Source organism: Skermanella stibiiresistens SB22 (genome assembly GCF_000576635.1).
In the GTDB taxonomy this organism is placed as follows: domain Bacteria; phylum Pseudomonadota; class Alphaproteobacteria; order Azospirillales; family Azospirillaceae; genus Skermanella; species Skermanella stibiiresistens.
Genome location: NZ_AVFL01000029.1, coordinates 13,562 through 34,228, shown reverse-complemented (window position 1 = coordinate 34,228; position 20,667 = coordinate 13,562). Strand labels below are relative to the sequence as shown.

19 protein-coding genes are annotated in these 20,667 nt (G+C 67.2%); 1 reads left to right on the top strand and 18 read right to left on the bottom strand.

The genetic code is table 11. The features are described 5' to 3' along the window. Nucleotides 1–62: 62 nt before the first annotated feature. A complete protein-coding gene (gfa, locus tag N825_RS28160; RefSeq protein WP_037459293.1) occupies nucleotides 63–629 on the bottom strand; it encodes an S-(hydroxymethyl)glutathione synthase in 567 nt (188 codons plus the stop codon). Nucleotides 630–1,025: 396 nt separating this feature from the next. Between gfa and N825_RS28155 the strand changes: the two genes are divergently transcribed. Continuing rightward, the gene (locus tag N825_RS28155) at nucleotides 1,026–2,075 is read left to right on the top strand and encodes a histone deacetylase family protein (RefSeq protein ID WP_037459291.1); all 1,050 of its coding nucleotides are present in this window, start codon (nucleotides 1,026–1,028) and stop codon (nucleotides 2,073–2,075) included. Between the two features lie 7 nt (nucleotides 2,076–2,082). Here N825_RS28155 and N825_RS28150 read toward each other — a convergent pair whose 3' ends face one another. From N825_RS28150 to N825_RS28070, 17 genes are all read right to left on the bottom strand, one after another. Further along, entirely contained in the window at nucleotides 2,083–2,973 is an 891-nt protein-coding gene (locus N825_RS28150) for an AEC family transporter (RefSeq protein ID WP_037459289.1), read from the bottom strand. A gap of 57 nt (nucleotides 2,974–3,030) precedes the next feature. Beyond that, nucleotides 3,031–3,462: a hypothetical protein gene (locus tag N825_RS28145; RefSeq protein WP_037459288.1), complete on the bottom strand. Its 432-nt coding sequence runs from the start codon at nucleotides 3,460–3,462 to the stop codon at nucleotides 3,031–3,033. A 206-nt stretch (nucleotides 3,463–3,668) separates the two neighbouring features. Further along, nucleotides 3,669–4,658 (bottom strand): ABC transporter ATP-binding protein, encoded by a 990-nt coding sequence (locus N825_RS28140; protein WP_037459287.1) that lies wholly within the window; start codon nucleotides 4,656–4,658, stop codon nucleotides 3,669–3,671. Continuing rightward, complete coding sequence (locus N825_RS28135) at nucleotides 4,655–5,626, bottom strand: ABC transporter ATP-binding protein (protein WP_342666053.1); 972 nt, start codon at nucleotides 5,624–5,626, stop codon at nucleotides 4,655–4,657. The genes N825_RS28140 and N825_RS28135 overlap by 4 nt, the downstream gene beginning before the upstream one ends. Nucleotides 5,627–5,661: 35 nt before the next feature. After that, nucleotides 5,662–6,633, bottom strand: coding sequence for an acetamidase/formamidase family protein (locus tag N825_RS28130; RefSeq protein WP_051513362.1), 972 nt, complete (start codon nucleotides 6,631–6,633; stop codon nucleotides 5,662–5,664). Further along, a complete protein-coding gene (locus tag N825_RS28125) occupies nucleotides 6,623–8,257 on the bottom strand; it encodes an ABC transporter substrate-binding protein (RefSeq protein ID WP_037459340.1) in 1,635 nt (544 codons plus the stop codon). The genes N825_RS28130 and N825_RS28125 overlap by 11 nt, the downstream gene beginning before the upstream one ends. A 79-nt stretch (nucleotides 8,258–8,336) precedes the next feature. Beyond that, entirely contained in the window at nucleotides 8,337–9,257 is a 921-nt protein-coding gene (locus N825_RS28120) for an ABC transporter permease (RefSeq protein WP_037459286.1), read from the bottom strand. A 2-nt stretch (nucleotides 9,258–9,259) separates the two neighbouring features. After that, nucleotides 9,260–10,108 carry an ABC transporter permease gene (locus N825_RS28115; RefSeq protein WP_051513359.1) on the bottom strand — a complete coding sequence of 283 codons (849 nt, stop codon included), beginning with the start codon at nucleotides 10,106–10,108 and terminating at the stop codon, nucleotides 9,260–9,262. A 177-nt stretch (nucleotides 10,109–10,285) separates the two neighbouring features. Next, the gene (locus tag N825_RS28110; protein WP_037459284.1) at nucleotides 10,286–11,389 is read right to left on the bottom strand and encodes an NAD(P)H-dependent flavin oxidoreductase; all 1,104 of its coding nucleotides are present in this window, start codon (nucleotides 11,387–11,389) and stop codon (nucleotides 10,286–10,288) included. Between the two features lie 110 nt (nucleotides 11,390–11,499). Then, nucleotides 11,500–12,411 carry a ParB/RepB/Spo0J family partition protein gene (locus tag N825_RS28105; RefSeq protein WP_037459282.1) on the bottom strand — a complete coding sequence of 304 codons (912 nt, stop codon included), beginning with the start codon at nucleotides 12,409–12,411 and terminating at the stop codon, nucleotides 11,500–11,502. A gap of 3 nt (nucleotides 12,412–12,414) precedes the next feature. Beyond that, entirely contained in the window at nucleotides 12,415–13,203 is a 789-nt protein-coding gene (locus N825_RS28100; RefSeq protein ID WP_198038926.1) for a ParA family protein, read from the bottom strand. Nucleotides 13,204–13,616: 413 nt separating this feature from the next. After that, entirely contained in the window at nucleotides 13,617–15,041 is a 1,425-nt protein-coding gene (locus tag N825_RS28095; RefSeq protein ID WP_037459280.1) for an amidase, read from the bottom strand. Next, nucleotides 15,038–15,238 carry a hypothetical protein gene (locus N825_RS28090; RefSeq protein ID WP_037459279.1) on the bottom strand — a complete coding sequence of 67 codons (201 nt, stop codon included), beginning with the start codon at nucleotides 15,236–15,238 and terminating at the stop codon, nucleotides 15,038–15,040. Before N825_RS28090 ends, N825_RS28095 begins: the two co-directional genes overlap by 4 nt. Nucleotides 15,239–15,333: 95 nt before the next feature. Further along, nucleotides 15,334–15,843 carry a MarR family winged helix-turn-helix transcriptional regulator gene (locus tag N825_RS28085; RefSeq protein ID WP_037459278.1) on the bottom strand — a complete coding sequence of 170 codons (510 nt, stop codon included), beginning with the start codon at nucleotides 15,841–15,843 and terminating at the stop codon, nucleotides 15,334–15,336. Nucleotides 15,844–15,900: 57 nt separating this feature from the next. Further along, the gene (locus N825_RS40940) at nucleotides 15,901–17,067 is read right to left on the bottom strand and encodes a xanthine dehydrogenase family Fe-S subunit (protein WP_037459277.1); all 1,167 of its coding nucleotides are present in this window, start codon (nucleotides 17,065–17,067) and stop codon (nucleotides 15,901–15,903) included. Further along, nucleotides 17,067–17,915: an FAD binding domain-containing protein gene (locus N825_RS28075; protein WP_051513355.1), complete on the bottom strand. Its 849-nt coding sequence runs from the start codon at nucleotides 17,913–17,915 to the stop codon at nucleotides 17,067–17,069. The genes N825_RS40940 and N825_RS28075 overlap by 1 nt, the downstream gene beginning before the upstream one ends. Continuing rightward, nucleotides 17,912–20,287, bottom strand: a complete 2,376-nt coding sequence (locus tag N825_RS28070) for a xanthine dehydrogenase family protein molybdopterin-binding subunit (protein ID WP_037459275.1) — start codon at nucleotides 20,285–20,287, stop codon at nucleotides 17,912–17,914. Before N825_RS28070 ends, N825_RS28075 begins: the two co-directional genes overlap by 4 nt. Nucleotides 20,288–20,667 lie beyond the last annotated feature (380 nt).

Here is a 20,667-nt window from a genome sequence, read left to right as displayed (position 1 = left end):
GGTGCCGCGGGCCTTCCAGCCCGCGGCACCACCGCCCCCTTACGTCTGTTTCAGGTCCAAGCTTAGGCCGCCAGTACGCCCTTGCTCTTCGCGATGTGGGTCGCGATCAGGTCCATGAGCGGAGGTGACAGGGCGTCATAGGGCTCCAGCTTCAGCTCGCGGAGCCGGCCGCGCACCGCTGGCATCTGCTCCGGCTTGGCGCCGGACTCGATGATCGACGAGACGAAGGCCGCGAACTCCGGAGCGCTCCAGCCCTTCTGGTCGGACAGTTCGGTGTGGATGAAATCCAGGCCGTAGAAGGGATGGCTGGTGTTCTCGATCCTGCCATACATGTGGACGCCGCACTCCTTGCAGGCGTGCCGCTGGATCGCGGCCGAGGCGTCGACCACCTGGAGCTTGTCCGCGTTGGCGGTGACCTTCACGTTGTCGCGCGACGTCACGGCGACCATCGAGAACAGCGCGCCCGCGGGCTTCCAGCACTTGGTGCAGCCGCACACGTGGTTATGCGCCGAGTTGCCCTTGATCTGGACCTCGACCGGGTTGCGCGAGCATTTGCAATGAAGCGTGCCGCCCGCGAAGCTGGGGTTGCCGGCAACGACACCGTTGTCGACGGAAGGGTGGATCTTCACCGAACTATAGCTGGCGGTGTTGCTTGGAGCGGAGCCGCTCGCAGAAGCGCTATTGTTGCTTTTTCGCCAAAACATCTTGTTTCCTCCCGTTCGTCGTAGTCCGCATTGTAGTTCCGTCCGATCCCAGCTGTATTTGCCTGAACGGAACGGACGGCGTGACCCTGAGCGTTCATTTTTATCTTGGGATTCACCGCGAGGGTGCATCTCGATAGTCTCGGAAGCGCATGTACGGACTCCCGAACTCATCTTGTCATAAGCTTGCGTCCAAGAACATGGAACGGACGCATTAGTCCATATTTCAGAGGCTTGCTGGGTTCAACCGACTAAAGGCCTTGTTGTAATCACGGTCATTCGGCACCGTCGGGACATCCAGCGCGGCCGTCAGGAGCCACCACCATGAGATTCATCCACTCCGACACCCAACTTCGCCATTCGCCTCCCCACTTCCTCGTGCGGGGTAGACTGAAACCGTGCCCGGAGAAGCCGGAGCGGGCGGAGGCATTGGCTGGCGCGCTTCGCCGGCGCGGCGTCACCATCGAGCGACCGCCTTCCCATGGGATGGGACCGCTCGCCGCCGTGCATTCGCCTGATTACCTGGCATTCCTGGAGACCGCCTGGTCCCGCTGGTCGGCGCTGCCCGACGCTGCCGAGGCCGTGATCCCCAACGTCCACCGCAACACCGACATGGCGGAATACCCGCGCGGCATCGTCGGGCAAGCCGGCTGGCACATGTCCGACACCGCCTGCCCCATCGCCGAGGGAACCTGGGAAGCCGCCCGCGCCTCCGCCGACACCGCCGTCCAAGCCGCCCTGCTGGTGGCGAGCGGCGAAACCGGGGCCGCCTACGCGCTCTGCCGCCCGCCCGGCCATCACGCGTCGCGCGACATGGCGGGGGGCTTCTGTTACCTGAACAACGCCGCCATCGCGGCCCAGGCTGCCCTCCCGATCCTCGCCGGACGGGGCAAGCAGCCGCGCGCCGCCATCCTCGACGTCGATGTCCACCACGGCAACGGCACCCAGGCGATCTTTTACGAACGCGACGATGTCCTGGTCATCTCGATCCACGCCGATCCGGCCGAGTTCTACCCGTTCTTCGCCGGCTACGCCCATGAGCGCGGCCGCAGCCGGGGACAGGGCTACAACCTCAACATGCCGCTGCCGATCGGGACGGAGGAGGCCGCCTTCCTGGCGGCGGTGGCCGAGGCGGGCGCCCATCTGGCCCGCTACGCGCCCGAACTGCTGGTCCTGTCGCTCGGGTTCGACACCTACGCCGGCGACCCGCTGGCCGCGTTCAAGGTGACCACTCCGGGCTTCGCCAAGCTGGGCGCTCTGATCGCGGGATTCGGCCTGCCCATCGTCGTGGTCCAGGAGGGCGGCTACGATCGGGAGGCGCTGGCGGCCAATCTCGACAGCTTCCTGGATGGCTTCGGCGAACCCTCGCCATGACCGATCTCTACATGACGACCAGGAGCAGCGGCGGCAGCACCAGGAAGGCCAGCGCGGTCGAGCCCAGCACCATGGCGGCGACCTCCTCGGGCGAGTTGTCGTAGCGTAGCGCCCAGAGGTAGTTGAACACCGCCACCGGCATGGCGCTTTGCAGGATGACGACGCCGCGCGTCAGGTGATCCAGGTCCATCGCCCATGACACGCCGAAGCCGACGGCGGCGCCCAGCACGATGCGCAGCGCCGACAGCGTGATCGCGCGGGAGGTGCCGGCGAACCGGAGGCGCGCGAGGGCCACGCCCAGCGAGAACAGCATCAGCGGAACGGCGCAGTTTCCCATCAGGCCAGTTGTGTTGGAGATCCACTTCGGCACCGCCGTTTCGGTCAACTGCGCGGTCAGGGCCAGGGCCACGCTGTAGATCACCGGCGTGCTGATCAGGCGTTTCAGGTTGAAGCGTCCCGCCGCGATGGCCGGGCCGATGGTGAACTGCCCGACAGCCATGGCGGCGAAGAACATGACACCCAGGCTGAGGCCGCGTTCGCCGAACGCGAACAGGCAGATCGGCAGCCCCAGGTTCCCGCAATTGGGAAAGCTGAGCGCCGGAATATAGACGCGCCACGGAACCCGCGCCGCCAACAGGATCGGCAGGGAGATCAGGCCGGGCAGCACGATGCAGGCGACCGAGGCCACCGCCATGGTCCAAAGCTGGTCGCCGCCGATATGCATCCGCGTCAGCGCGGAGAAGACCAGACAGGGCGTCGAGACGTTGATCGCGAAGGTGGTTATGAACGCGCTGTCATAGGGCAGCTTGGCGCGCGCCCAACCAAACCCCAGGGCCGCCACCACGAACACGGGGGCGATGACGGCGAACATGCCGGACAGGAGGGCTTGGGAGTCCATGGGGGTCTGGGGCCTTTTCAGTCAGCTCTTGATTGTTCTTTTCGTGACCGGCGGGGTTCACCAGCGGCGGTAGGGACCGGAGAACAGGTCCCCGATCGATCGCCTCATCTTGATCGTCATGCCCGCCCGCCGCCGCTGGGATGGCCGGTCGGCGTCGAGATTGCACCACTGGCACCAGGCCGCGAGGTTGGAGATGTGGTTGTTGACGGGATCGCGATCCCGATGGCAGCACGCCAGGACGACCACGCTGATCTTGCCCCGCGACACCTCGATGATGTCCGGCCAGGCGCTGTGACGCCCCCGCCGATCGCGCCACGCGTCCCCCACCGCGAGATCGATCCAGCGCCCGTCGGGCAACACCCGCACCCGCGCCAGATGCCGCCGCCCACAGGTTTCGCACCGCCCCTTGGCGCGCTTGAACCGGATGGTGCGCGACAGCTGCGGCCAGTCGATCGGGTAGAAATACCGGTTTTCGGCACGGATGGGCATGATATCGGCGCTCAGGGAGACGTCGTCTCGCCGAGACCGCCCGCTGGCATCGGGTGGCGGCGGGGAACGCGCTTGATGCTCATGCCTTCGGTCTTTCGGACTTCGATCACGGAGGGGGCTCGACGACTACTGTCATCGTCCCGCCAGCCGTCGATGTCAATGCGGTTGTGGAGCGGGCCTGACCGGCGGTTCCCTCGCCGGCCCACTCAGTCATAAAGGTGGCAGTCGACCAGATGCGGCTTGTCGGGCGGGCCGATGTTCCGCGACGCTGGGTACACGGTGGCGCACTGCTCCAGGGCGGAGGGGCAGCGAGGGTGGAATGGACAGCCGGAGGGTGGCGTTTCCGGGTTCGGCAGGTCGCCGGCCAGGATCGTCCGGGGGCGCCTTCGCGTCGGGTCCGGCTGCGGGATCGCCGACAGCAGCGCCCGGGTGTAGGGATGCGCCGGGTTGGCGTAGAGGGCGTCGACCTCGGCCAATTCCACGATCCGGCCGAGATACATCACGGCGACCCGGTCGCTGATGTGGCGGATCACGGCGAGGTCGTGGGAGATGAACAGGTAGGACAGGTTCATCTCCGCCCGGAGCGTCACCAGCAGGTTCAGAACCTGCGACTGGATCGACAGGTCGAGGGCGGAGACCGGCTCGTCCGCGACCACCAGCTTCGGCCTCAGCGCGATGGCGCGGGCGATGCCGATCCGCTGGCGCTGGCCGCCGGAGAACTCGTGCGGATAGCGCCGGGCGGCGTCGGGCGGCAGCCCCACCTTCTCAAGCAGTTCGACGACCTGGGCGCGGCGCTCGGCGCGGTTTCCGATGGCGTGGATGTCGAGCGGCTCGCGGATGATGTCGCCGACGCTCATCCTGGGGTCGAGCGAGGCGTAGGGGTCCTGGAAGATGATCTGCATGTCACGCCGCTTGGCGCGCAACGCGCGCGCCGGCAACGAACGCAAGTCGCCGCCATCGAAGCGGATCGCGCCGGAGGTCGGTTCGATCAGCCGGAGGCACAGGCGGGCGAAGGTGGATTTGCCGCAGCCGGACTCGCCGACGATGCCGATCGTCTCCCCCCGCCGCTGGCGCAGGCTGACGCCGTTGACGGCGTGGATGACGCCCCCGGTCTTGAGCGGGAAATGCTTGGTGAGGTCCTCGACCGCGAGGAGGTCGTCGGAAGGATTCTCGGATTGGCGAGGGTTCGATGTCATCGAACGGGGTTCCAGCAGGCGAAGGCGTGTCGGTCCGGCCCGATTTCCAGCGGCGGCATCTCGGTGCGGCAGCGGGGCAGCGCGTTGGGGCAGCGGTCGGTGAAGGGACACCCCACCGGCCTGGAACCGGGGCTCGGCACCATGCCGGGGATCGTCGGCAGCATGCCGCGCCCGCCATCCAGCTTCGGCATGGACGCCAGCAGACCCGCCGTGTAGGGGTGCCGGGGATTGGCGAACAGGGGGCGGACCGGCGCCGTCTCGATGACGCGGCCGGCATACATCACCACCACCTCGTCGCAATATTCCGCGACGACGCCCAGATCGTGGGTGATCAACAGGATCGCCATGCCGAGCCGTTCGCGGATGCCGGCCAGCAGATCCAGGATCTGCGCCTGGATCGTCACGTCCAGCGCCGTGGTCGGCTCGTCCGCCACCAGCAGGCGCGGCTCGCAGGCGAGCGCCATGGCGATCATGATCCGCTGGCGCAAGCCGCCGGACAGCTCGTGTGGATACTGTGCCAGCCGACGTTCCGGCGCTCCTATGCCGACCAGACGCAGCAGTTCCAGACAGCGCTGGTGACGCTCCTTCCGGCCCAGAGGAGTGTGCAGGCGCAGCGCCTCGTCGATCTGCCAGCCGACGGTGAAGGTCGGGTTTAAGCTGGTCATGGGCTCCTGGAAGATCATGCCGACGCGGTTGCCCCGCATGTCGCGCATGGCGCCCTCGTCCAGCGTCAGCAGATCGACACCCTCGAAGAGCACCCTGCCCCGCTCCACCCGGCTGGGGGGAGAGGGCAGCAGGCGCAGGATCGACATGGCGGTGACGCTCTTGCCGCAGCCGGATTCACCGACCAGCCCGACGATCGCGCCGATGGCGAGGGTGAAGCCGACGCCCTCCAGCACGTTCGCCCGCTGGCCAGTCCGCCGGCCGGGTTCATCCCGGCCGGCGAAGCTGACCGTCAGGTCTTCCACCCGCAACAGCGGCGTGGTTTTCGGGTCGTGGGCGGTCAGGACAGCACCACCCGCGGAAAGTAGAAGCTGACGACCCAGTTCGGCATGTCTACGATCTCGCTGACGCGCAGGTCGCCGCAGACGCTGCACAGCATGTAGGCGTCGACCGCCGACAAGCCGTGACGCGCCGACAGCAGGTCGATCATGCCGGAGACCGCCGCGCGGGCGCCCTCCATCAGGTCGGGGCCGACGCCGGTGGTCACCTCATAGCCCTCGGCGTCCAGGTGGCGGGTCACCGGTCCGCTGGTGCGGAAACGGGGAAACGCCAGATTGGCGCCCTTGACCAGCTCGAACTTGAGCGTGACGTCCATTGGGCTCTCGATCGCGGTGCCGCAGACCTCGCCGTCGCCCTGCGCCGCGTGGGTGTCGCCGACCGAGAACAGCGCTCCCGCCACTTCGACCGGCAGGTAAAGCTCGGTCCCGGCGCACAGGTCGCGGACATCCAGGTTGCCCCCCACCCTGCGCGGCGGAACCACGCTGTGGAGACCGGGTTCCGCCGGCGCCAATCCGATGGTGCCGGTGAAGGGCTTCAGCGGCACCCTGCCCCCGGGTCCGTACAACGCCGGAGCCAGGGTGCCGGGGTCGTATTTCCAGATGTGCAGCGCCGGGTCCTTGAACTGGTCGGCCAGCAGCCCGAAGCCGGGGATGTTGGCGGTCCAGCCCCAGCCCGACGGCTTGAACGAGACCAGCGTCACCTTCAGCGCGTCGCCGGGCTCGGCGCCGTCGACAAGGACCGGCCCCGTCACCGGGTTGACCTTGCCGAAGTCCAGCTTCAGCAGGTCGTCCAGGCCGCTGTCGGGACCAAGCTGCGCTCCCGAGCTGTCGACCGTCTCGAACTCCACGGTCTCGCCCGGCGCTATCGTCAGCACCGGGGCGTTGGTGTTGTCCCAGCCGTGGTGATGGCAGTGGCGGTGGATCGTGTGGCCGTGCCGCGCATGGCCGGAGGGGGACGCGGGGTTATTGGACATCGGTGGCGTACACTTGTTCGTAGTTGACCGGGATGTGGACGGGATCGACGAAGATCGCGTCGGGTCCGCCCAAGCGGGCGCTGTGCATGGTGAAGCGCTGCTCGTTGAACACGGGAGCCCAGGGAGCGGCCTCCATGATCTTCAGGTAGATATCGCGCCACGCGGCGGTGCGTTCCTCCTTCTTGGCTGGATCGACCATCGCGTCGGCGGCGGCCGCCTTGGCGTCGAGATCCTTGTCGCAATACCAAGACCAGTTCCAACCGCCGGGAACGGCGCCGCCGCAGCCTAGGATCGGGCCGTAGAAGTTGGATGGATCGGGGAAGTCCGCGATCCAGGCCATGCCACCCGACCAGATCATCGGAGCGCCCTGCTGTTCGCCACCCGCGGCGATGACGTTGGCCTGGGCCAGCGTCTTGACCGCCGCCCGGATGCCGACGGCGGCCAGATCCTGCTGGATCGCCTGCACGATGCGCGGGTTGGGATCGGTGTTGTTGGCCAGGATCTCCGTCTCGAAGCCATTGGGGAAACCGGCCTCGGCCAGCAGCGCCTTGGCCTTGGTCTGGTCGAAGGCGTAGCCCTTGTGATCCTTGGCGTAGCCGGGCATGGTCGGCGGCAGCGGCTGGTTCGCCGGTATCGCGCGGCCGTTGATGATGCGGACGACCCTGTCCTTGTTGATCGCCATGTTGACGGCTTGGCGGACGCGGACATCGTCGAACGGCTTCATGGTCACGTTCATGGAGACGTAACCGGTGTGGAGTTGGCCGCCCTCGACGATCAAGCCCTTGTTCTTGGGGTTGCCTTTGACCTCCAGGAATCGGGCCGGTGGGATGCCGTCGCCGAGCACGTCGACCTCTCCCCTCTCCAGGCGGAGCAAGGCCACCGTCGGTTCCTGACCGATCTCGAAAGTGATCTCATCCAGGTGCGGCAGGCCTTTCTCGTAATAATCGGAATTGCGCTCGAACACGACGCGTTGGCCAAGCGTCCATTCCCGCAGCTTGAAGGCGCCGGTGCCGACCGGCTTCTTGCCGAAATCGGCGCCGGATTTCTCCACCTCCTCCTTTGGCACGGCGAAGGAGAAGTTGATCGCCATCACGTGCAGGAAGGTGGCGTCGGGCCGAGACAGCTCGATCTTGACGGTGGCGGGATCGACCACCGTGATGCCGGATAGCGCGCCGTTGTTGGCCGCCGCCTCCTCGAAGCCTTTGATCGACCCGAAGAAGCCGGCGCCAGGGCTCTGGGTCGCGGGGTTGACCGCGCGCTCGATCGAGTACTTGATGTCCTCCGCCGTCAAGGCCCTGCCATTGTGGAACTTGACGCCGGGCCGAAGCTTGAAGGTATAGGTCATGCCGTCGGGCGACATCTCGTAGCTCTCGGCCAGGTTCGGCCGGAGGTTGGTCGTGCCCGGCTCGTAATCCATCAGCCCGTCGAACAGGGCCTTGATCATCGACCAGTTCTGCCAATCATAGCCGATGGCCGGGTCGAGGGTCGCGACATCGTCCTTGTAGGTCACCGTCATGGCGCCGCCATTCTTGATCTCGGCGGCGAAAGCCGGGGCCGGGCTGGTGAGTGCGGTTCCGCACACGAGTGCCGACGCGAGCGCGCCGGCGATCATCAGGGTACGCATCTTCGGGAAGCCTCCTGTGAGGGGTTGTTGTTGGTGGGTCACGAAATTGGGTTCTTGGTTGCCGGGACGCGCCATCGCGTCACCGGAGTTTGATGCGCGGGTCGGCCAGCGGGGCGATCAGATCGGCCAACAGATTGCCAAGCACGATGAACAAGGCGGCGGTCAGCGTGACCCCCATGATGACCGGGATGTCGACCTGCTGGATCGCCTGCCACGTCAGTTGTCCGATGCCGGGCCAGCCGAAGACCGATTCAACGACCACGGCACCGCTCATGAAGATGCCGACATCCAACCCGATCATGGCGATCAGCGGCAGCACGGCGTTGCGCAGCGCGTGGACCAGGACGATGCGGCCGCCGGTGGCGCCCTTGGCGCGGGCGGTGCGGATGTAGTCTTGCCGCAGGACATCGACCATCGAGCTTCGGGTCATCCTGCTGTACCAGCCGCCGCCCAGGATGCCGAGCGTCAGGGAGGGCAGCACCAGATGGGCGAAGGTGCCGTATCCCCCGATCGGGAACCAGCCGAGCTGGACCGCGAAGACGTAGAGCAGCAGGATCCCGACGACGAATTGCGGGGCGGAAACGCCCAGGAAGGAGGCCACCATGATGGCGGTGTCGGTCGGCCTGCCCCGCCGGACAGCCGCGATGATGCCCGCACCCAAGCCGATCACCAACTCGCAGACGATGGCGCCGGCCATCAGCAGCAGGGTCGCGGGCAGCCGGCTCCAAACCAGGGACGCCACCTCCGTCCGCTGGATGTACGAGCGCCCCATGTCACCCTGGACCAGGTTGCCGAGGTAGCGCAGGTATTGTTGCCACAGCGGCAGGTCGAGGCCGAGTTGCTGGCGGATCGACTGCACCGTCGCGGCGGTGGCCGAGCGCCCCGCGATCTGGCGGGCCGGGTCGGCCGGCAGCAGATAGAGCAGGATGAAGGTGATCGCTGTCACGCCGAGCAGGATGAGCAGCGCCTGGATGATCCGCCGGAGAAGGTATCCCGCCATGCTCACCTCCCCTGCCGCGCCGGGTCGAGCGCGTCGCGCAGCCCGTCGCCAACCAGGTTGAACGCCAGCGCCAGCAGCAGGATCGCCGCACCGGGGATGAAGACCAGCCAAGGCGCCGTCGCGAAGTAGGTCTGGTTCTCGTAGATGATGTTGCCCCAGGAGGGCTCCGGCGGACGGACGCCGATGCCGAGGAACGACAATGTCGCCTCCAGCAGCACCGTGGTGGCGATACCCAGCGTCGCGTAGACCAGCACGGTCGGCACCAGATGCGGCACGATATGGCGGAACAGGATGCGCGGCCAGTTGGCGCCCAGCGCCCGGCAGGCCTCGATGTAGTCGCGTTCCGCCAGCGCCGTGGTCTCCGTGTAGACGACGCGGGCGATCTGCACCCAGTTGACCATGGCGATGACCAGGGCCACGATCAGCAGCGACGGGCTGAAGATCGCCGCCAGCGCTATCGCCAGCAGCAGCGCCGGAAAGGCCATCATCAGGTCGGTGAAGCGCATGATGACCGAGCCGACCACGCCACGGGCATAGCCGGCGACGACGCCCAGGATGGTCCCGACCAGCACGGCCGCCCCGTTCGCCAGCACGCCGACCACCAGCGACGTGCGGGCGCCGAAGATCAGGCGGGACAGCAGGTCGCGGCCAAGCTGGTCCGTCCCCAGCCAATAGGTGGCGTTGGGTGGCAGGGGCGCCCCTTCGATCGTCAGCCCTTCGAAGAACTGCTCATTGGGGTCGAAGGGCGCCAATACCGGCGCCAGAACCGCGGCGCCGACGATCAGGATGATCACCGCGAGACCGATCATGGCGATGCGGTTGACGGCGAAGCGCCGGAACGCGTCAGACATTCACGGCGCTGGGTGTCGGCGAGCCGTCACGCGCGGGCGATCGGGTGCCGCCCCGCTGGGACGCGGCTTCGTTGTTTCGTTGATTTTCGGTCATCCCTCGACCCGCTCGCTTCGGGCAATTGGTAAGTAACCAATTGAAACCGCTTGAAGCCTGGCCGCAAGGTTCCCCGCGAGGTACTACGTTCGGCCTTGGGGAAAACCGGTCAGCTTGGCCAATGCCTCCTTGGCGAGATGACGCGTCAGGTCACCGGCGGACATCTCCCTCGCCAGCGGAGCCCCCTGCCCCGCCCACAGGTTGGTGAAGTCCGACGACCCCGTCGGTTCGGTCGCGGCCCGCAGTGGGACCAGCGCGCCACCCGCCAGCGGAAAGGCCGGCGCCAGATCCGAAAGCGGCCCGACCTCCCTTATGAGGCGGTTGACGATGCCGCGCGCTGGACGTCCGGTGAAGACATTGGTGATGACGGTGTCATCGGCGCTGGCGGTCTTGAGCGCTTCGCGGTGGACGGGGGTGATCTTCGCTTCCGGGGTGAATAGATAAGCGGTTCCGATCTGGACGGCGGAGGCTCCCAGCGACAAGGCGGCGACGATCCCGCGCGCGTCGGCGATGGCACCCGCCGCGATGACCGGCACGCGCACGGCGTCGACCACCTGCGGGACAAGAGCGAAGGTTCCGACTTGCCGGGCCATGTCGCCAATCAAGTCGTTCGACAGGAAGCTGCCGCGATGGCCGCCCGCCTCCATGCCCATGGCGATGATCGCGTCACAGCCGCGCGCCTCCAGCCAGAGAGCTTCGGCGACCGTCGTGGCCGAAGCTATGACCTTGGCGCCGGTCGCCTTCACACGGGAGAGCAGGGCATCGGCTGGCAGGCCGAAATGGAAACTCACGACTTCAGGACTATATTCCTCTATCAGGGAGCAGAACTCGCCATCGAACGGCGCCCGGTTGGAAACCGGGATCGGTGCTTCCGGGTCGACCCCGTGTTCAACATAGTACGGAGCCAGACGCGACCGCCACGCCATGGAACGGGCGGCGTCCGGCGATGGCGGTTCGTGGCAGAAGAAGTTGACGTTGATCGGCCGCGACGTCGCTTGACGGATTTGATCAAGGACTTCGCGGGCCTGTTTCGGGGTCAGCATCGCACAGGGCAGGGAGCCCAATCCTCCCGCCTCGCTAACGGCGATAACCATCTCCGGAGTGGTCGCTCCCGCCATTGGCCCCTGGACGATCGGGAGGTCAATACCGAGTAGGTCGATGATCCGGGTGTCCGGCCAAACGGTCATGACGGTGTTCCTCCTTTTTGGTCTTCTCTCTCTTTTTGGTCTTCTGTCTGTGCGGTTCCGCACAGGGGTCTTTGAAGCTCGCGTGCGGAACCGCACACGCGCCCCCTGCCCTAATCCACCATTCCGGATCCGGCTTTCAGCAACCGATCGATCTGGTCACGCAGAGCCTCCATACGGCACCGATGATCATCGTCGATGCTGGCCCGTTGGATTTCCAGATCATCGAACGATGTCGTGAGGCGCTCCATCAGCCCCAGCAACTGCTTGCCCGGCTTGACCGGTCGTGTCTCCCGATCACCACCAGCCGCCGACTTGGGCGACTGCTTCGGGTTGACCTCGATCGGACTCTCCGCGCGCTTGGCGTCACGCAACTCGCGCTCGGTCAAACCAGCCTTCGCGAGATGCCAAAGCTGCCGTTGACGTTCCTCGGTCCCAGCCGACGCGACCTCGAACAGCCGCGCGGCGGACACCTGATCGGCCATGTCCTGATATTCGTCGAGGATATCCTGAGGCATCCTCAGCACGCCAAGGATACGGCTGATCCGGGAGCGCTCCATCCCGACGAGATCGGCGATCGCCGATTGGTCGGTGATGCCGAGTTGCTCCATCAGGCTCCGGAAGGCCAGGGCCGTCTCCACGACGTCCAAGTCCTCCCGCATCAGGTTCTCGGCGATGGCTACCGCTGGATCGCTCTTCAGGAAGACGCGGGCGAGGATGGTTTGTTCGCCCATATGCTCGTGGGCCATGAGCCGGCGCTGTCCAGCGCGAAGCTCGTACTCGCCCTCGGCCAGCCAGACGACGGTGATCGGGTTGATCAGACCAACCTTGCGGATGTTGTCGGCGAGCGCCGCGATCTTTCCCGGATCGACGTTCTTGCGCGGCTGGTTCGGATTGGGCCGAACGCTGTTAACCGGAATGCGCTGTTGGCGGCCGTTCGGATCGGCTTCGCCACCTTTGCCCGCGAGTTCGCGGACCTGACGCTGGATGTTGTCGGACGAGCGGCGAGCGAGAAGATTAGCCATGGATCAACCAGCCTTTCCCTGAGCCGCCTGGGCCGCTCTGATGTGCTTGAGGATGAGTTTGACGTAGTCGCGGTACGTGCCGACAGCCTTCGACCGGGCACTGGCGCGCAGGGCAGGGTGCCCGGCGGCCGACGCCTTGCTGAACACGGTGGCGCGCGGCACCGGTTCGAAGATGGGGACGAGATCGGACACCAGCCGGTTCAATTCGCCCAGCGTCGCCTGTTCCTGACTGTTCTTCGCGGTATACATGGTCGGCAGGATCGGCAGAATCGTCAGGCCGGGATTATAGTTGTCCCGCACCTGCGCCACGGTATCCAATAGGCTCAGAGTGCCATGGGCCGCCAGATACTCGGTCTGAACCGGGATGATCAGGTAGTCGGCCAGGCTCAGGGCGTTGATCGTCAGCAGGTTCAGGTTGGGGCCGCAGTCGAAGATGATGACGTCGAACCTACCTTCGACCGCCTTCAGCTTTTGGGCCAGTCGCTTCTCCCCGCCGATCTCGTTGCTCAGCATACGCTCGGCATCGGTCAAGGCCTTGGAGCTTGGCGCCACCCACAGGTCGGTTTCACCATACTGAAGGAGGATGCCGTCGATTTCGCACTGGTTGCGCAGCACGGAGGCCATGTTCAGGCCATTCTCCCGAACCTCCGTGATGTCGAAACCAAGGTCGGATGTCGCGTTGGCCTGCATGTCCAGATCGACGATCAGGCAACTGAGTCCGGCATCGACCAGCCCCCAGGCGACGTTGACCGCCGTCGTGGTCTTGGCGACGCCGCCTTTCAAGTTGGTCACGGCGAGACGGAAAGTTCGTTTGAGGGGAGGAGTAACCGGTTCGCCGGCGCCTCGATCCTCGACAAGCGTTTCGGTGGTGTTGCTTGTCTTCTTGACGGTACGCGCCATCTCCAGCCTCTAAATCATTTGGGTCTGTGTGGCGCGATGTTTCGGACCACACAGACCCAATGTCAACGATGGTCTGGGGCGGGCAGGGTAAGTTTCCGTTGGCTGTGTGCGGAACCGCACATGATTGCTTTCCGCCATGGCCGTATCAAAGGCCGTGAACGTAGGTCGGCTAGAGCGAAGCGGCAGCCGACGCCACTCCCGACGCGCCCGCTTGTCGGCCGCCGCTTCGCTCTAGCCGACCTACGAAGTGCTGGCGGCCAGCCGCGAGCGGCCACGATATACGGTGTGCGGTTCCGCACACGGGTTCAGAGGGGCGGCGCGTGTTCGGTCCAATGGGTGGCTTGCTCGTAGGCGTCGCCGATGCCCAGCAGGGTCGCTTCGGCGAAGGGCTTGCCGATCAGTTGGATCGCGGTTGGCAAGCCGTTGCTGGTGAAGCCAGCCGGCATGGACAGGGCAGGGAGCCCCAGATAGGAGACCGGGCGGGTCATGTGGGCCAGCTTGCCCACCACGGCGGCCATGCCCTCGCCCGCCGCCACGTCCGTCTCGGCGCCGGTCGGTGCCGGGGTTCCCAGCATCGGCGTTACCAAGGCGTCGCATTGGGCGAACGGCCCCTCCAACATCGACTTCAACAGGACACCCCGCAAACTCTTCGCCTGGAGGTACGCTGTCGCCGGGATCACCAATCCCTGAAGCAATCGCGCCCGTACCTGCGGTCCGTAATCATCGGGCCGTTCCCGCAGCCAGGGCAGGTGCAGCATCGCCGCTTCCGGGGTGAAAGTGACGTTGGCGAGTTCGGCGATCTGGTCATGGTCGGGCAGGGGGACGTCGGAGAGGACGGCACCCAACCCTTCCAGCACCCGCATCGCCTCTTCGACGCGGTTCGCCACCTCGGCGTCGATGCCGTCGAAATAGAAGCTTGTGGGCACGCCGATCCGAACGCCGTCGAGACGCTGGCCGCCTGCCCTGTCCAGCCCCGCCTCGTAATCCGACACCGGAGCCGCGACCGTGCCGGTATCCCGTGGATCATATCCCGCCAGGACATCCATCAGCCGCGCCACATCCCGCACCGTCCGCGCGAGCGGCCCGACGCAGTCGAGTGATTCCGACAGGGGCATGATGCCATACCGGCTGATCCGCCCCTGCGTCGGCTTCAGTCCCACCACGCCGCACATCGCGGCAGGCAGCCGGACGGAACCGCCCGTGTCCGAACCCAGGGCGCCGAACACCAGCCGAGCCGCGACGGCGGCGCCCGATCCGCTGGATGACCCTCCGGTGATGTAATCCGGGTTCCATGGGTTGCGGCACCGGCCCAGATGCGCGTTGTGCCCGCTCGGGCCCATCGCGAATTCGGACATGTGAAGCCGCGCGATGTCGAGGGCGCCAGCCCAATCCAGCCGCTCCAACGCCGCCGAGGTGTGATCGGGAACGAAGCCGCGGCGAATGGTCGTTCCACAGTCCGAAGCCCGGCCAGCCCGGTAGAACATATCCTTGTGACCCAGCGGCACCCCATGCAGCGGCCCCAACTCACGCCCCGCCGCGACGGCCGCGTCGGCGGCACGGGCGGCGGACAGCGCCTGGCCGCGATCGACCGCGACGACACAGTTCAGGTCCTCCGTGCGCGCGATCCGGTCCAGGCAAGCTTCCGCCAGCGCCTCGGACTTCAAGGTGCCCGCTCGTATGGCGTCGGCGGCGTCGCGAAGGGAGAGCTTCCACGGTTCCACGTTGCTCATGGCGTCGCTCCGGCCTTGACGAGTTGGGCCTGGAACAGGCCCTTGTCGTGGTCGAAGCCCAGTTCGCCGGCACCGGCCGCCTTCAAGGCCTCCAGCGAGCGGTCAAGCGCCAGCACCGCTCCGGCGGCATCGGCATCATCCAGCGTCACGCCATGCCACGCGTGGATCACGGTCTTGATCAGCAGGGGATCGGTCATGCAACACTCCTCGGCACCTTAATTGTCCGGACAATCAGGATCGATCGCCGCACACCTGTCAAGCGCCAAGAAGAACCCGTCCGGCCGAAATCCCGTCAGCTCAGCAGCAAGGGTGCCCGCCCGACATCGTTGTTGGCGTCGACCAGCCGCTTCATCGCCTCGACGAAGGCGTTCCGTTCCTGCGCGGGAAGCGTCTCGACGGTCCGCAGATGCGCGCGGCTGGCGCCGTCCGCCAGACGAACCAGGGTCTCGCGTCCCGTCGTGGTCAAGGTGGCCAGCTTCATCCGCCGATCCTCCGTGGCCACCCGCCGGTCGATCAGGCCCCGCTTGTCGAGCCTAGCCAGCACGTCGGCGATGTTGGTCCGGTCCAGACCGACGGCATGCGCCAGCGCGGTCTGGTCGGCGGTCCCCAGATGATCCAAGGCGGTCAGCACGCTGTACTGCACCGGCGTGATGTTCTCGCCCGCGCATTCCTCCGCGAACAGCGCCACGTGGATCTGATGCAGGCGCCGGATCAGAAAGCCAGGGCGCTCGTGGATTGGGAGCGAGCGCCACCGGTCGGTCGGCTCGACCTCGGTGGCGAAGCAGTCGGCGGGCGGTGTCATGAAACCCTTCGTTCCTATTGCGGACCGCACCATACGACATGCGGATCACCGGTGCCATCATCGGCCCAACAGCCGCCGGAACCGGGCCGCGAGGGCGCCCAGCACCAGACGGAAACCGCTCGGCGGCTCCGTCGTCACGGCCCCCTCGCGACCTTCGGCCAAGGCGGTGAGGTTGGCCGCGAAGTCGGCCAGCAGGCGGTCGATGATGCCGGACACGATGGCTGGGCGGCCGAACTGCGCCAGCGGACCCTTCAGCCTGTATGTCAGGTCAACCTCGACGCGGGAGCCTCCAGCAACCCCCTCCGCGACGCGAAAGCCCATGGCGCCATCGGCGGACGACCGGCTGCGCGCGTCGCCGCCGCGGCCGCGCACCGTGCCGGAGCGGCTGGCCGCGTCGAAGCTGACGGCGGCCTTGCCGGCGAAGGTCGCCCGCATCGGCCCGATGGCGATGGTGAAGGTCCCATCCAGGACTTCGCCCGAGGTGGCGCCGATCAGCCGGGCGCCGGGCAGGCAGGCGACCACCGCGTCGATCCGCTGCACCAGCGCCCAAACCTGATCCGGTGGCAGGTCGAGCGGTATGGCACGCGTCAACGTCACCCCATCGGTGATCGCCCCGTCCAGCGGCGGCAGGGCGGGGGAGGGGGCCTCTTCGCGCGGAGCCGCCACGGACGGCCGGGAGGTCGCCCCCGTCACCGCGGGAGCACCCATCACCGCCGCCGGCGCGGTGGGGGCCGGGCGTGTCAGCGGCTGCACCGGTGCGGCCGGCGGAGCGGACAGCACGTCCTGGATCGCCGCCACGATGCCGGCATAGCCGGTGCAGCGGCACAGGTTGCCCGACAACTCCTCGCGGATGCGCGCCTCGTCGGCGTGGGGCAGGCGGCGGACGATGTCATAGCTCGTCACCAGCATGCCCGGCGTGCAGAAGCCACACTGGAGCGCGTGGTGGCGCGAGAACGCCGCGCGCAGCCGCGTCATCAGCGGATCGTCGTCGAAGCTCTCGATCGTCCTGACCTCGGCGTCGCCGCAACCAGCCGCGAAGGTCAGGCAGGAGCGGACCGGCCGGCCATCGACCATCAGCGTGCAGGCGCCGCAGACGCCGTGCTCGCAGCCGATATGCGTTCCGGTCAGAAGCTGGTCCTCGCGCAGGAAGTCGGCGAGGTGGATCCGTGGCTCGACCTCGGCGGAAACCGCGCGGTCGTTGATGCGAAGGGTGATCGCGTTCATCACGCGGCTCCCTGGTCCTGTGCCGGGAACCCAGCGGCGCCGGCGATGCCGAGGGCTTCCCGGACGGCTACGGCGTGCAGGACGAGGGAGGCGGGTGGGCGGTGGGGCAGGGCGCGGCGCAAGGCTTCCTCGATGGGCAGGCGGCCGGCGATGACGGCTTCGGCGTCACCGGCGGGCAGGATGATGGGCGGTTGTTCGATGGCGCCGACCACGACGCGGGTGTCACCGGCGCCGGGGTCGATCAGCACCGCGGCGCTGGCCTTGGCGAATTCCCCAACCTTGCGGGTGAATTTCCAATAGCCCCAGCGGGCGTCGGCGGTCCGCTTGGCGAGACGGATGCCGGTCAGGATCTCGCCCGGTTTCAGGGTGGTCGTGAAGGGACCGGCGATGAAGCTGGACAGCGGCTCCTCGCGCGCGGCGCCGCCGGGACCGGCGATCACCGCCACGGCGCCCAACGCCGTCAGCGTCACGACCCAATCGGCGGCGGGATCGGCATGGACGAGGCTGCCGCCCATCGTGCCGCGGTTGCGCACCGCCCGATAGGCGATGCGGCTGGCGATGGCTTGCAGCCAGCCGCCGGTCGCGTCCGGCACCGCGCCATCCTCGATCTCCGCGTGGGTGACCGCCGCGCCGTACAGCAGGGCGGAGCCCTCATCCACCACACCGCGCAGATCCTTGGCGCGCGTCACGTCGATCAAGTGCCCTGGCCGTGCCAGCCGCAGGTTCAGCATCGGCCCCAGCGACTGGCCGCCGGCGATGATCTTGGCCTCGATGTCCACATTGGAGAGCAGCGCCACGGCGTGCGGGGCCGCGGTTGCGGTGGTCAGGTCGAAGGCGACGGGCTTCATGCCGCTTCTCCGATCCGGGCCTTGCCCTCGGCCTCCGCCACGGCGGCCAGCACGCGTTCCGGCGTGATCGGCAGTTCCCAGATCCGGGCGTCCAGAGACCGCAGGGCGTCGTTGACCGCGTTGCCGATCGCGGCGGGCGGCCCGATGGCGCCGCTCTCGCCAATGCCCTTCTGGCCGAACCGGCTGAGTGGGGAGGGGGTCTCCATGTGCAGGATGCGGATGGCGGGCACCTCCGGAGCGCCCGGCAGGTGGTAATCGGCCAGCGTCGCGGCCATGGGCTGGCCGGTGCCGTCGAACCGCATCTCCTCGTACAGCGCGGTGCCGATGCCTTGGGCCGCTCCGCCCAGCACCTGCCCATCCACCACCATTGGGTTGATCAGCACGCCGCCATCCTCGACGATCACGTAGTCCAGCAGCTTGACGTCGCCCAGCGCCAGATCGACCGAGACGGTGACCGCGTGGCAGGCATAGGAGAACGTCCCGGTGTCCCGAACCGTGCGGTAGCCCTGCGTCACCTCCAATCCACCCGGATCGACATCCGGTGGCAGGTGCTGCGGCGCCAGATACCACAGGCGGCCGATCTCCCTCAGCGGGATCTCACCGGCGCCGGCGCGCGCAACGCCATCGGCCAGGATGACGCTGTCGGGCGCCGCTTGGAGCAGGTGGCCCGCGATGTGCCGGATGCGGTCACCCAGCTTGGCCGCGGCAGCCGCGACGGCGCCCCCCGCCATCACGATGCAGCGGGAGCCCCAGGTTCCGGTGGAGTAGGGGGTCAGCGCCGTGTCGCCATGGACGACGCGGACCGCCTCCGGCTTGATGCCCAATTCCTCGTAGGCGATCTGCGCCAGCGTGGTTTCCAGCCCCTGCCCGTGGCTCTGGATGCCGACCCTGATTTCCAGCCCACCGTCCGGCGTCAGCCGAGCGGTCGCCTGCTCGAAGCCCGGCACCATCGGGATGCCCCAGCCATGATAGACCGAGGTGCCATGGGCGCCCTGCTCGCAGAAGATCGACAGGCCGACCCCGATCCGGTGACGCCCGCCACTTCCCCCCTCATCAACCCGCTGCCGGCGGCGGATCGCGGCGATGTCGATCGCCTCGACCGCGCGGCGAAGCGCCTCCGGATAGTCGCCGCTGTCGAAGTATTTGTTGGTGATGTTGGTGAAGGGCATCTGGTGCGGTTCCGCCAAGTTGCGCTGGCGGATCTCCCACGGCTCGATGCCAAGCTCGTGGGCCAGCCCATCCATCAGCATCTCCATCGCGAAGCAGACGCCGGTGCGCGCGACGCCGCGGTAGGGCAGGATCGGCGGTTTGTTCGACGCCACCGACCAGGTGCGGCAGCGGTAGCCGTCCATCCGGTAGGGGCCCGGCAGGATGCTGGCGACCTGGGCCGCCTCCAGGCAGGCCGAGAACGGGTATATGGAATAGGCGCCGCTATCGACGATCGCCTCGCAATCGACCGCCAGCAGGCGGCCGTCCGCCGCCGCGTAGCCGGTGATCTCGTAATGGTGCTCGCGGCAATTGGCCCCGCCGGTCAGGTGCTCGCGCCGGTCCTCGATCCAGCGGACCGGGCGGCGCAGCTTCATCGCCAGCCAGGCGGCGCAGACCTCCTCGGTCAGCAGGATGCCCTTGTAGCCGAAGCCGCCCCCGACATCGGGCGCCACGATCCGGATGCGCGAGTGGTCCAGCCCGAGCGAGGCCGACAACCCGGTGCGGACGATGTGCGGCATCTGGGTCGAGGTGTGGAGGACGAGCTGTTCCGCCTGATTGTCCCACACCGCCACGACGCCACGCCCCTCCATCGGAGCCATGCATTGGCGCGCCGTCCGGTAGGTGCGCTTGATCACGACAGTGGCGCTCGCGATGCTGGCCGCGAAATTGGTGTCGACGGCTGTCTCCAGGAAGACGTTCTCGTCCCAGTCCTCGTGCAGCAGCGGCGCGTCGGCGTCGCGGGCGCGGGTCATCTCCGACACGGCGGGCAACTCGTCGAACTCGACCGTCACCAACTCCGCCAAGTCCTCCGCCCGGGCGCGGGAGGTGGCGACGCAGGCGGCGATCGGCTCGCCGACATGGCGCACCTTGTCGTGGGCCAGGATCGGCTGGATCGAGCTCCGGAAACCCCGCAATCCGGAATCCGCCCGGATGCCGCTGACGCCGGCCAGGTCGGCCGCGACGAACACGCCATCGCCGCCGGTTTCCGGCTTGGTGATCGAGCGGATGCGGGCATGGGCCACGGGGCTTCGGACAAAGGCGATGTCGAGCATGCCCGGCATTTGGATATCGGCGACGAAGCGGCCTCGGCCTCGCAGGTAGCGATCGTCCTCAAGGCGCTCGATCGACGCGCCCACACCGAATTCCGACTTCTTGGCAGCCATTTCGCCGTCCCTGCTTTCAACGAGAGTGGCGGCATTCACGCAACCCCCGTGCCATGTGGAATTCGAGGGTATTCGGGTCGCCATCCGCTAGGACCGCCCGTGGCCGCTGAAAACCCCCGTCGCATGCCTCCGGCGAAAATTACTCAGTATACTGACGATTGCCTTCGGGCTGTGCAGTCGGTGCGTATAAATCGACCATCATCGCGAGACCGCCGAGGAGGCGGTAAATACTGGCGTATCGCGTTTCCCCCGCCCTAGATCCCGCCCTGTCCCCCACCCAACCGCGACGTTTTGCCCATTCAAGAGGCGCCTAATAACGGCAATGCCCGCAGCGGGGCAGCGATAATCCAGTGACCGCGCGGCTGAGACCATTTGGCACG

Coding starts and splice junctions, on each gene's coding strand:
- N825_RS28155 (WP_037459291.1), top strand. CDS start 1,026: ATGAGATTCATCCACTCCGACACCCAACTTCGCCATTCGCCTCCCCAC.
- N825_RS28150 (WP_037459289.1), bottom strand. CDS start 2,973: ATGGACTCCCAAGCCCTCCTGTCCGGCATGTTCGCCGTCATCGCCCCC.
- N825_RS28145 (WP_037459288.1), bottom strand. CDS start 3,462: ATGCCCATCCGTGCCGAAAACCGGTATTTCTACCCGATCGACTGGCCG.
- N825_RS28140 (WP_037459287.1), bottom strand. CDS start 4,658: ATGACATCGAACCCTCGCCAATCCGAGAATCCTTCCGACGACCTCCTC.
- N825_RS28130 (WP_051513362.1), bottom strand. CDS start 6,633: ATGTCCAATAACCCCGCGTCCCCCTCCGGCCATGCGCGGCACGGCCAC.
- N825_RS28125 (WP_037459340.1), bottom strand. CDS start 8,257: ATGCGTACCCTGATGATCGCCGGCGCGCTCGCGTCGGCACTCGTGTGC.
- N825_RS28120 (WP_037459286.1), bottom strand. CDS start 9,257: ATGGCGGGATACCTTCTCCGGCGGATCATCCAGGCGCTGCTCATCCTG.
- N825_RS28115 (WP_051513359.1), bottom strand. CDS start 10,108: ATGTCTGACGCGTTCCGGCGCTTCGCCGTCAACCGCATCGCCATGATC.
- N825_RS28110 (WP_037459284.1), bottom strand. CDS start 11,389: ATGACCGTTTGGCCGGACACCCGGATCATCGACCTACTCGGTATTGAC.
- N825_RS28105 (WP_037459282.1), bottom strand. CDS start 12,411: ATGGCTAATCTTCTCGCTCGCCGCTCGTCCGACAACATCCAGCGTCAG.
- N825_RS28095 (WP_037459280.1), bottom strand. CDS start 15,041: ATGAGCAACGTGGAACCGTGGAAGCTCTCCCTTCGCGACGCCGCCGAC.
- N825_RS28090 (WP_037459279.1), bottom strand. CDS start 15,238: ATGACCGATCCCCTGCTGATCAAGACCGTGATCCACGCGTGGCATGGC.
- N825_RS28085 (WP_037459278.1), bottom strand. CDS start 15,843: ATGACACCGCCCGCCGACTGCTTCGCCACCGAGGTCGAGCCGACCGAC.
- N825_RS40940 (WP_037459277.1), bottom strand. CDS start 17,067: ATGAACGCGATCACCCTTCGCATCAACGACCGCGCGGTTTCCGCCGAG.
- N825_RS28075 (WP_051513355.1), bottom strand. CDS start 17,915: ATGAAGCCCGTCGCCTTCGACCTGACCACCGCAACCGCGGCCCCGCAC.
- N825_RS28070 (WP_037459275.1), bottom strand. CDS start 20,287: ATGGCTGCCAAGAAGTCGGAATTCGGTGTGGGCGCGTCGATCGAGCGC.